At 38.6% G+C, this 9,704-nt stretch carries 12 protein-coding genes and 1 tRNA gene; 3 read left to right on the top strand and 10 right to left on the bottom strand.

Annotation, left to right across the window (positions count from 1 at the left end; translation table 11 throughout):
- The first annotated feature begins 286 nt into the window (after window positions 1-286).
- Window positions 287-406 (top strand) — tRNA-Leu (locus QMD21_06435).
- 80 nt (window positions 407-486) lie between these two features.
- Here QMD21_06435 and QMD21_06430 read toward each other — a convergent pair.
- Genes QMD21_06430 through dph2 form a run of 7 tightly spaced genes read right to left on the bottom strand, consistent with a single transcriptional unit; the run spans window position 487 to window position 5,642 of the window.
- Entirely contained in the window at window positions 487-1,818 is a 1,332-nt protein-coding gene (locus tag QMD21_06430; GenBank protein ID MDI6856398.1) for an ATPase, T2SS/T4P/T4SS family, read from the bottom strand.
- A 6-nt stretch (window positions 1,819-1,824) separates the two neighbouring features.
- Window positions 1,825-2,553 carry a type II secretion system F family protein gene (locus QMD21_06425; GenBank protein MDI6856397.1) on the bottom strand — a complete coding sequence of 243 codons (729 nt, stop codon included), beginning with the start codon at window positions 2,551-2,553 and terminating at the stop codon, window positions 1,825-1,827.
- Window positions 2,554-2,561: 8 nt separating this feature from the next.
- Entirely contained in the window at window positions 2,562-3,104 is a 543-nt protein-coding gene (locus tag QMD21_06420; GenBank protein ID MDI6856396.1) for a type II secretion system F family protein, read from the bottom strand.
- A 14-nt stretch (window positions 3,105-3,118) separates the two neighbouring features.
- Window positions 3,119-3,511, bottom strand: a complete 393-nt coding sequence (locus tag QMD21_06415) for a twitching motility protein PilT (GenBank protein ID MDI6856395.1) — start codon at window positions 3,509-3,511, stop codon at window positions 3,119-3,121.
- Complete coding sequence (locus QMD21_06410; GenBank protein ID MDI6856394.1) at window positions 3,492-4,058, bottom strand: exosome complex RNA-binding protein Csl4; 567 nt, start codon at window positions 4,056-4,058, stop codon at window positions 3,492-3,494. The genes QMD21_06415 and QMD21_06410 overlap by 20 nt, the downstream gene beginning before the upstream one ends.
- Complete coding sequence (locus QMD21_06405; protein MDI6856393.1) at window positions 4,055-4,681, bottom strand: METTL5 family protein; 627 nt, start codon at window positions 4,679-4,681, stop codon at window positions 4,055-4,057. Before QMD21_06405 ends, QMD21_06410 begins: the two co-directional genes overlap by 4 nt.
- Window positions 4,659-5,642, bottom strand: a complete 984-nt coding sequence (dph2, locus tag QMD21_06400) for a diphthamide biosynthesis enzyme Dph2 (GenBank protein MDI6856392.1) — start codon at window positions 5,640-5,642, stop codon at window positions 4,659-4,661. The genes QMD21_06405 and dph2 overlap by 23 nt, the downstream gene beginning before the upstream one ends.
- Window positions 5,643-5,799: 157 nt before the next feature.
- Here dph2 and QMD21_06395 point away from each other — a divergent pair, with 157 nt between their 5' ends.
- On the top strand, window positions 5,800-5,973 hold the full coding sequence (locus tag QMD21_06395) for a methytransferase partner Trm112 (GenBank protein ID MDI6856391.1): 174 nt from the start codon (window positions 5,800-5,802) through the stop codon (window positions 5,971-5,973).
- Here the strand turns inward: QMD21_06395 and QMD21_06390 are convergent.
- Window positions 5,960-7,069 carry an ATP-NAD kinase family protein gene (locus tag QMD21_06390; protein ID MDI6856390.1) on the bottom strand — a complete coding sequence of 370 codons (1,110 nt, stop codon included), beginning with the start codon at window positions 7,067-7,069 and terminating at the stop codon, window positions 5,960-5,962. The two genes, QMD21_06395 and QMD21_06390, sit on opposite strands and share 14 nt — an antisense overlap.
- Window positions 7,070-7,111: 42 nt before the next feature.
- Between QMD21_06390 and QMD21_06385 the strand changes: the two genes are divergently transcribed.
- Window positions 7,112-7,909 (top strand): aspartate dehydrogenase, encoded by a 798-nt coding sequence (locus QMD21_06385; protein ID MDI6856389.1) that lies wholly within the window; start codon window positions 7,112-7,114, stop codon window positions 7,907-7,909.
- A gap of 185 nt (window positions 7,910-8,094) precedes the next feature.
- Here the strand turns inward: QMD21_06385 and QMD21_06380 are convergent, their stop codons facing one another.
- Together QMD21_06380 and QMD21_06375 are read right to left on the bottom strand one after the other, a co-directional pair.
- Window positions 8,095-8,340, bottom strand: a complete 246-nt coding sequence (locus QMD21_06380) for a DUF3795 domain-containing protein (protein MDI6856388.1) — start codon at window positions 8,338-8,340, stop codon at window positions 8,095-8,097.
- Between the two features lie 36 nt (window positions 8,341-8,376).
- Entirely contained in the window at window positions 8,377-9,609 is a 1,233-nt protein-coding gene (locus QMD21_06375; GenBank protein MDI6856387.1) for a translation initiation factor IF-2 subunit gamma, read from the bottom strand.
- Window positions 9,610-9,704: the final 95 nt, after the last annotated feature.

The following is a 9,704-nucleotide window of genomic DNA, read 5'->3' as shown; positions in this document are numbered from 1 at the left end:
TTCATTGTCCACCATGTCCCTATCAGCGCCACCCCTAGTAGTATTACGACCAACAGCGCAAGCACTATTGCCACGATTCCTTTCTTTTCCATCTTCTTTTTTTCCTCCTTCTTGCTTTTTTCTCGCCTGAGGATATTATCTACTTAGCTGTATATAAAGATATCGCGTTTTAGTTGCTAATGCTTTGTCCAGAATATTGCTGAAAAAAATGGCTTTTTAGAGAGGCTTTTGAGTATTCTAAAAAAAAGATATTTTTATCTACCACAATTTCTATTAATAGATTCAAGCGGGGGTAGCCAAGCCTGGTTAAAGAAGCCTTTTTCTTCCCCTGAAGGCTTCGGCCAGAGGCGCAGGACTGAGGCTTCTGTCCCGTAGGGGTTCCGGGGTTCAAATCCTCGCCCCCGCATAATTGGCGATACCAAAATATTAAAGAGCTTTTAGCTTTTCGTACTAAAAAAAATCATTCATTCTTATAAGTAGCTACTTTCACTTCTTACCGAAAAGCTTCCTCTTTTCTACTACTTTAGGCTTCTCTTCTTCAACACCTTCTAGCGCTTTCGTTCTGTAATAATTCTGTATAACTTTAGAAACTGTCTTAACATCTCTATAGCCTTTTACTACAAGTCCTTCAAGTATTTCCTTACGCTCTTTTACAATATCATCAAATTTTGATAACGTTACACTAGCAGTTGTTGCAATCTTCTCTCTTAACTTACTTGGCACTCCAGTCTCTTTTAGAGTAGTACTTGTAGGATCCCATCTGAAAATAGTATTTAGCCTGGGTCTGTCCTTCTCTAATCCTGCGACTTCCGATATTTCTGTGATCCTTCTCACAGTACCGTATTCGCGTAAAGTCATTCTCTGATGCATTATTATTAGATCCAAAGCTGTGAGCATCATAGGCTCTACATTCATAGGAGGAGTAACTAATCTAACTATAGTTTCTGCAGCAGTATTTGCATGAACTGTACCAATAACGCCCTCGTGCCCGGTATTCATTGCAGTGAAAAGAGTTCTAGCTTCTTCACCTCTAATCTCCCCTATCACTATTCTGTCAGGTCGCATTCTCAACGTATTTTTGAGCAGGGCATCCATTGTAATCTCACTAACGCCTGCGGATGGAGGGACTGTTTCTAATCTTATCCAATGCTCATGCTCTAACTGCAGCTCAGCAGCATCTTCTATAGTTACAAGTCTTTCTTCAATAGGAATAAACATTGCAAGCACGTTGAGTGTTGTTGTTTTCCCCGAGCTTGAGCCACCAGCTAAAATTATATTTGAAGGCCTGTGTCTCAAGCCTTCAACCCAAGTCCATAGATACGCTGCTAGTGTAGAGTTTACTGTTCCGTTATTTATCAAATCTACAATTGTTAGAGGATCTTTCAAGAATTTTCTGATTGTGAGTGTAGGTCCATCTGGAGAGGCAGGCGGTATAGTAGCATTGACTCTGCTCCCGTCCGGCAATCTGCCATCAAATAATGGCATCTCAGCAGTGATTTTCTTACCTACAAAGCCTGCAACTCTCTCTAGCACTCTTCTAATATCATATTCAGAAATGAAGATATTGGTATTGCAAACACCGTATTTGCGATGATATACTTTAACGCACTTGCCAACGCCGTTATAAACTATTTCCTCAAGTTTATCATCATTTACCAAAGGCTCCAAAGCTAAATAAGGTAGCTCTGACTTCTCTCCAAATTCAACTTCGTATAAGGGCAGATGGCTTTCAGGTAGTTTCTTTATAGTAACGCCATCGTATTTCTCAATTACTTCTTCAACCGCCCGCTTTACTTGAGCATGCTTTTCGTTCTCCATTTTCCATCACATCCCCATGAGTTTAGGCATGAGTTTAACTGCGCCTATAAAGGCGATATAGGCAATGAACATAAAGGTAGGTATGAGTAAAAAAGCTTGCTTGAGTTTACCCGTGACGCAGCCTGACATCAATGCTCCGCATGCGCCTAGGGCAACAACGAAATATTGGAAGGCTGTTAGTAGCGCTTGGTACTCGCCCGGCTTATCCTTAGCGAAGGCAGGTCCAAAAGCTCCAAATATAAATCCTATTATTCCAGGTATGAGCAAAGCAGAGCATAGTATTGTTAGCACGGAATAAGTGCCTACCTTAGCTTCGCGCTCGCGCTCTAATATATAGCCGCTCCAAAGCTCTTCAGATATTCTTTTAATTACCTCTGCAAGATTTGCATCTGCTTCAAGTGCAATATTTAGTATTGATACAACTCTAGAAATTGCCCTTGAATTGCTCCTCTTGCCGAACCTTAAAAGAGCTTCTTTTAAAGGATATTGTTCCATATCTTTCATTAATATTTGTAGCTCTTTACCCAAAGCATCTTTTCGCTTCTCAGCAGTTTCTTTAAGACTATGCTCTAACGAGTAGCCTGACTTTAAACTTTCAGATAGTTCGCTAAGAGCCTCAGAAAGCGCTTTCTCTATTCTTCTAACCTTTCTGGCTTGAGCATAACTTGGTAAATAGTAACAGAGTGAAATTAACGTTAGCGCTACAAGCACAAGTAATGTATAATCTAACTCCATTTTTCTTTTCAAGCCTCAGTTTCTAAAATTTTAGCCCATACCATTAACATAGCCAGCAGAAATATGATGGCAAACAAGATTAGTTTGGTTTTCGTGGGATCGAGCATCGCGCTCCCGATTGGCAGTAATGAAGTAGCGCTTATAACTACAATCACTACAGGAATCAACAGTATCATAATGAAAATTTCAGATACTAGTGCGAGCTTTTCTATAAAACCTTGAATTCTGGCTTTTCGTTCTTGTGTCTCATGCTCTGCGAGCGTTCTTAAAGCATCGCCTACTCCTGTCTCGCTTTTCAAACTTCTTGTTAATATCCCAATGGTTTTCTTTAAGCTCTTGGATTTCGTCTCTATTGCTAGTTTGCTGAGCGCTTTCTCAAGGCTCTCACTCATAGCCTCAGGCTTTGCTAAAGCTTTTTTGAATTCTCTTGAAATTTTACCATAATCACTTTCGGCAACATGCTTTATTGCACTTTCTAGACCTATACCTGAGCTCACAAGCACTTCCATAGCCCAAATTGCGTATAATAATTCTCGGTCCTCTTTAGCCATTTGTAGAATTTAAATTAGCTTGCAGATATATTATTTTTTGTTTGCGTTGTGATAATACCATCTAATTCCAGCTTTTTACGCGCTCTGAGAAACACTACTGGTATTTTATTAGCCCTCAGCTTTTTTCGTAGCGCTCTATCGTTTGTAGCAACTACTATATTACCTTCTTTGGCTAGCTCTAAAATTGCGTTATCAACTTTGCCATTAAGCTCTGTCTTAATATAGCGCTCCGCCAATTTCAAAGCGCTTTTGGCATGTTTTGCCCTTAATTTTTTAAGCTCTTGAATTACGCATGTAGGAACTAAAATTTCGTATTTACCAAGCAATCTATCCAATTCTTTTTCTAAGTTGAGTTTGAACTGAAATATTGCAAGCAGAGCGTTAGTATCAACTAAAACCTTTACCATATTCACTTGCAAACTTTCTTAATTCTGTTCTTTTGCAACTCTCGCAGAATAACTTGTTGAGCTTGAGTTTTAAAGGTGCTCTGCATAGGCTGCAAAAGGCTTTTACAACACCAAACTCTCTAGCCATAGTTGAAAGTTGCGTTGAAGGACTTACTTGTATTACCTCTGCTTTAATAATATCGCCTATTTTATAGATTTTAGAAATGCTCTCTACAAAATATTTATCAATTTTAGAAATGTGTAATGAAGCGCTTCTATCGCAACTAGGCTCTCTAGTTTTGCCAATAACTTTTAAAATTTCTACAGTTGCAAAAACATCTCTCATATCAACTATGCTGCCGATTATAATATCGCCTTTTTTTAAAACGCACGGTTTATTAATAGCTATTACCCTTATTGTTTTAGCTCCGGGATCGCGCTCTACAACACCTGCTACAGATGCAAAAATTTTATTTCCTTCTTCAAAAGTACCTTCTCCGGCAATGAACTCTTCTGCAGTGCCTATGAGCTCGCCGGGAAGTACTATTTTATCTTTAGTATTTTTCATTTCCTTTCGAATCTAAACAAAGAGACTTCAAATTCTAATTTTTCTTTTCTGTGGAATTTAAATGTATATTTGATTGGGAATTTATAGATTTTTTCAAATGTTATACCTGCATTTAAGCTCTCTACAAAAGCCTTTACAAAATTTTTTGTCTCAGTTAAATGGAAGCTGTAGACTACAGGCGCAAGCTCCAAAGCTTTTTTTATAAAAATTCTATCTATGTGCTTTTGTTTTTCCTGCGCTCCGAAAGGAGGATTTTGAATTACAATATCGCATTTAGTTTTAAAATCTTCTATTCTGCAAACTTCAAATTCAATTTTTTTCACTCCCAAAGCATTGCAGATTTGCTTTGCAACTGCAATCGCTTTCTCATCTTTATCTACTCCTATGCATTTTCTAGCCCCCATTAATTTAGCGCCTATTGCAAATATCCCTGTTCCGCAGCCTAAATCTACAACTTCATTGCCAACAATATCTGAGTAAGCTAGGAAGAGCAAATCAGCAGCTATAGATGCTGGAGTAACGTATTGCTCTAGTTCAGGCTTAGGCTCTGGATGTTGGGGTATTCTTTGCAATATTTTCTCAAGCTCTTTCTTCTTTATGCTAATCAATTTGGTCGAACTCATAGTCGCTCCATTTTCTAAGCCCCAATAAAATTTCAAGCTCTACAGGCGTTAGCATAGGCTTGCTAAACATTGCAAAATCATCTATTGCAATTCTGGGGCAGGCTGTACAAACAAAGGCATCGCAATTAAAACCTTCTAAATATTGTGGCTCTATATTACTCAGCTCTATTAAAAGCGCTTTTTTAGATTTTTTTTCAAGACTTTTTTTAATATCGAGTGCGAGCTTTTCCCTTCTCTGACCTTGCTTCCTACCTATAATAATACCAAAAAACTCTGCGCTCATGGCTTTTTCAACTGCGCCCCATCGCTGTTTTAGAATCTCTATCTTTAAATTCTCTATATCTGAGCTTTTATTAAGCTCTGGATCTGCGATAACTACTTTTTTATTAGTTGCTAATGCTATGCCAAGAGGATGAAAATTGCCCGTGCCTAAATAAAGATAATTATCGACTTTGCTAGCAATTGATGAGCAAGCTGAGAAATTGCAGCCTAAGACTTGACCTGGATATTTTAATCTCCGCGTGCCTTTGCCAATAAACACGTTAAAACCATTTTCTTCTAAAACATTTCTTGCCTCTTCTAGTTTGTGAGTATATTGAGCAATAGTTGCAAGCCCCACATTCTTATCTAGTATTTCGCAAGCTTTTTTTACAACTTCTTTTATATCATGCTTAGCTTTGCATTCTACAAAAACAATTTTTTCTGAGCGCAAATAAGGTATTTCTGCATGCCCTAAATTAACCGCAAGCTTTTTGCTTGAGCGCAATTCTAAATCGCAAGCTCCGTAGCAAGGCTCGCCTTGAATTGACACTATTACACCAGTACGCTCAATATACTGCGCAATATTTTGCGCATAGCGCTTTAGAGCTTCAGGTAGTTGAATTGCTATTTTCTTGCGTCGTTTTGTCTTAACAATTCTGCATATTTTATCAAGTTCCAAATCATACTCGCTAGCGCCCATTGCCAAACATCACGAGCTAAAAATTCTCCTATAGCAATATATACTTATACTTAAACTCAGCGGATAGATTCAACTAAAAAGCTAGTCAAGAAGAACTTCGTCGCTGAGTTTACTCTAAGCTACAAAACATTTAAATTGCGAAGACTATTTAGATAGTATGAAAAAAGACCTATTAGAAATACTCTGCTGCCCTGTGTGCAAAGGCGATTTGGAGCTGAAAATTGAAAAGGAAGAAGGTAATGATATTATAGAAGGCCTGCTGATATGTAAGAAATGCGGTGATTATAGAATAGAGGAGGGCGTACCTAACCTTCTTCCTAAGGAACGATAATTTTCTTCATTTGCATTTCGTGATAGCCTGTGATTATTTTACTATAGCCTGCAAAAGCTTTGTTAAGCTCTTCATCGCCAGTATCTACAAGTAAATAAGGTGTTTGCGCTAGTTTGTGCGGTGTCGCTACTACAATAATATTTTCAAGACCTACTTTCTTTATTACTTCAGCGCTTATTTGCTGATTGCCTCTACCCAATATAAATCCCTGAGCTCCTATTGGCGAGATTATAATCGATACCTTCTTTTCTCTTTCTAAAATTTTCAGTAGCTTTTCTTCATTTACATCTTTCGCTACTAAACAATTATTTTTGAGCACGTCAATACCGAGCAGTGTTTTTTCTAAGCCTAGTGTCTCTGTAATTTTCTGAATTGTTGTACCTGCACCTAAGATGTAGAGCCTATCTTTTTCTAAAAGCTCTGCAATATACTTTGCAATATCTTCTTTAGCGAGCTCTTCGTTGGCTGATTCGAAGATGCCTTTACCTAACTGCAGAAGCAAAGGTCTGTAAATTGTTACAGCATAGCCAAAAATTTTTGTTGCGAGTATGTTCTCTCTGTACTTTTCTTCATCTGTATCCATAACTTCAACTTCTCGATTGGGGAGTGGATTAGTTAAAAACTCAGCCACAAGCTCTGCAGTAGCTTTTGGGCTAGTACCAAATAAAGCTGAATGCATTTTAACGCCAGCAGGTATTCCTAGAATCGGTACTTTTTTATTTACAATTTCGTAAATATCTCTTGCCGTACCGTCGCCGCCACAGAATAGCACAAGGTCTACTTCTTCAGCAACTAATGCCTGGCATGCTTTTTTGGTGTCTCGAGCTGTAGTAACTTTTTCAGGATTGTAAATAATATAATGCCGAAAACCAAATTTTTTTAGAAGTTGAGAGCCCATTTCACCTGAGCATGTATAGAATTCAACTTCAGCTCTGTAATCAACTAAATTAGCAAGTGCATTTTCAGCTCTAGCTAAAGCGATCGGTTTTGCACCTAGTTTTAAAGCTTGCTCTAATGCTCTTCCATCAGTGCCTTTCAAGCCTACTGCTCCGCCCATCCCAGCAATGGGATTGATAATAAACCCTATTTTTTTCACAACAGTAATAAATATCTCATGGTAAATATATCTTGTTAAATTATGAAGATAGGGGTGATAGGAGTTGGCGCAATAGGCACTGTTTTAGCGAAAGCTCTAGAGAATATAGAAGAAATAGAAGAGATATGGCTGTTTGATAGGAAGATTGGTAAAGCTGTGAAAGTAGCTAAAAAATTGAGTAAAGCGCTAGTAGCGAGCAGTGCAAAGGAGCTTATAGAAAATGTCGAGCTAGTAGTAGAGTCCGCTTCCCAGCAAGCAGTAAGAGAATATTCGTATCAAATACTTAGTGCAGGAAAAGATTTGCTCATAATGAGTGTTGGAGCTTTTGTAGATAGCGCGCTCAGAGCTGAGCTTGAAAGAGTGGCGGCTCAAAAAAGCAGAAAAATTTACTTACCCTCAGGCGCTGTTTTAGGCATTGACGGTATTAAAGCTGCAAAGCTAGCAAAAGTTGATGAGGTCACTCTTACTACGATTAAGAGCCCAAGAGCTTTTGAAGGTAATAAGTATCTTAAAGCGAAAAATATTGATGTAAAGAAAACCAGAGTTTTATTCATGGGCAGTGCAGAGCAAGCTGTTAAATATTTTCCTGAGAACATTAACGTTGCTTCTTGTCTGGCACTTGCGGGTATAGGCTCTGAGAAAACGAAAGTAAAAATAATTGCAGACCCTAAAATAAAGGAGAACATTCATAGAATTAATGTTAGAGGCGCTTTCGGAGAATTCAAAATAGAGGCTAAAAACGTTGTTTGCCCTGATAATCCTAAAACGAGTTATTTAGCAGCGCTATCTGCAATTGCAACGATAAAAAAGATTCTGGAGCCTTTTCAGATAGGGACTTGAGTGACGGGGAAAACTCTAAGATATTTAGGATTGGGTTTTATATTGTACCTCCTTGGCTATAGAATACTACTTTTTGTAATTTTCATTTTTATCTATCTTCGTGAACGTTTTCGGATTATTTTATTCAGAAACATTTCAGGCAAGCGAGCTTAGAAAAAGATTAGGAAGATAGTGGAGATAATTTTTTACTTTATTGCTTTCAGAAATGATATTCTTAAAGGGCAATGCCTTAGAGCGCTTGAATAAATTTCGCATACTTTGCCCTTTTTATATCTCTCAGCACATTTAAGGCAATGCTGTAATCCCTTCTCTTCAAGACATGCCATAATTTTGCAGTTTTTAGTAAGTTCGTTAGCTCTGCTACAGCCTGAGCATATCTTTGTGATGTATAGGTAGCATTCACTACAGGCGTATCCGCAACCGCTTATCATTTAATCAACGAGTAAGATAATGATTTTATAGTATATTTATTTTATTACTCCGTAGCCGATAAGGCGCCATCTTCCTGCAACTCTCCTGCTCACAGCTACACGTTGATTTCTCTCTGCACATATCGGAAGCTTGAGGAAAACGTCGCATTCGTTACCTCTTGCACTCGTTACTATTCCTACAGTTGTAGTTACTCCTACGGTTAGCATTAAAGTCTCGTGAGTCTTTATATCTTCAACCTTTAGCTCCTCAGCGGTACCGGCGACTCTTTCTAAAAGAGTAATTTCGAGAGTGACTTTTTCTAGTGTTTCTGGAAGAGTGCCCGGCATTCCAGCAACCTTACCTGCTAAGCCATCTGCTTTAGTTATAGCTGGGTCTAAGTTCGTGCCAACTCCTATCAATCCGCCGGCTGTTACTTGGCTCATTCTCCTACCGCCTGACACCAAAGTAGTGACCTCAGTAATTATAGGTTCCCAGAAAACTTTACCTTTCTGTTCTACCTTCCTTCCTGGCTTTATCTCTATTTTATCGCCTACTTTCAAAACGCCCTGTAATAGGGTTCCGCCAATAACGCCTCCAACCAAATCTTTAGGTCTGTTCCCGGGCATGTTAACGTCGAAAGATCTTGCAATACACATCCTTATAGGTTTGTCTTCAGCTTTCTTTATAGTAGGTATTTTTTCTTGAAGTGCTTTTATGAGCATATCTATATTAGCAGAATGCTGTGCCGAGACCGGTATTATAGGTGCGTTTTCAGCGCAAGTACCTTTAACAAATTTCTTTATCTGCTCGTAATTTTCTAAAGCTTTATTCTCATCTACAAGATCTATCTTGTTCTGAGCTATAACAATATTTTTTATTCCTACAATATCGAGCGCCATTAAATGCTCTTTGGTCTGAGGCTGAGGACAATGCTCATTTGCAGCAATGAGTAGCAGAGCGCCATCCATTATAGCAGCGCCGCTCAGCATTGTAGCCATTAAAGTTTCATGGCCTGGAGAATCTACAAAAGAAACGCATCTAAGCATTTCTGACTTCGATTTGCAGTAAGCGCAAGTCTCATTTGTAGAATAGCATTCGGGTTCGGGGCACTCAGGGCATTTGTAGAAGGCTGCGTCTGCATACCCCAATCTGATGGAAATACCGCGCTTTAACTCCTCAGAATGTCTATCAGTCCATTCGCCAGTAAGTGCTTTAGCAAGTGTGGTCTTGCCGTGATCTACATGACCTACTAACCCTATATTTACCTCAGGCTGTTTAGGAACTTTCATTTCTTTAGACAAAGGAGAGACAACCTACGGTTTTCTCCCCTTTTTCCCTCTTTCCCTGAAGCCCTTTTCTTTTTAGAAAAAAGAAAAGCCCTTCA

The organism is Candidatus Thermoplasmatota archaeon, assembly GCA_030018475.1.
In the GTDB taxonomy this organism is placed as follows: Archaea; Thermoplasmatota; JASEFT01; order JASEFT01; family JASEFT01; genus JASEFT01.
This window is presented reverse-complemented; position numbering and strand designations above follow the sequence as displayed.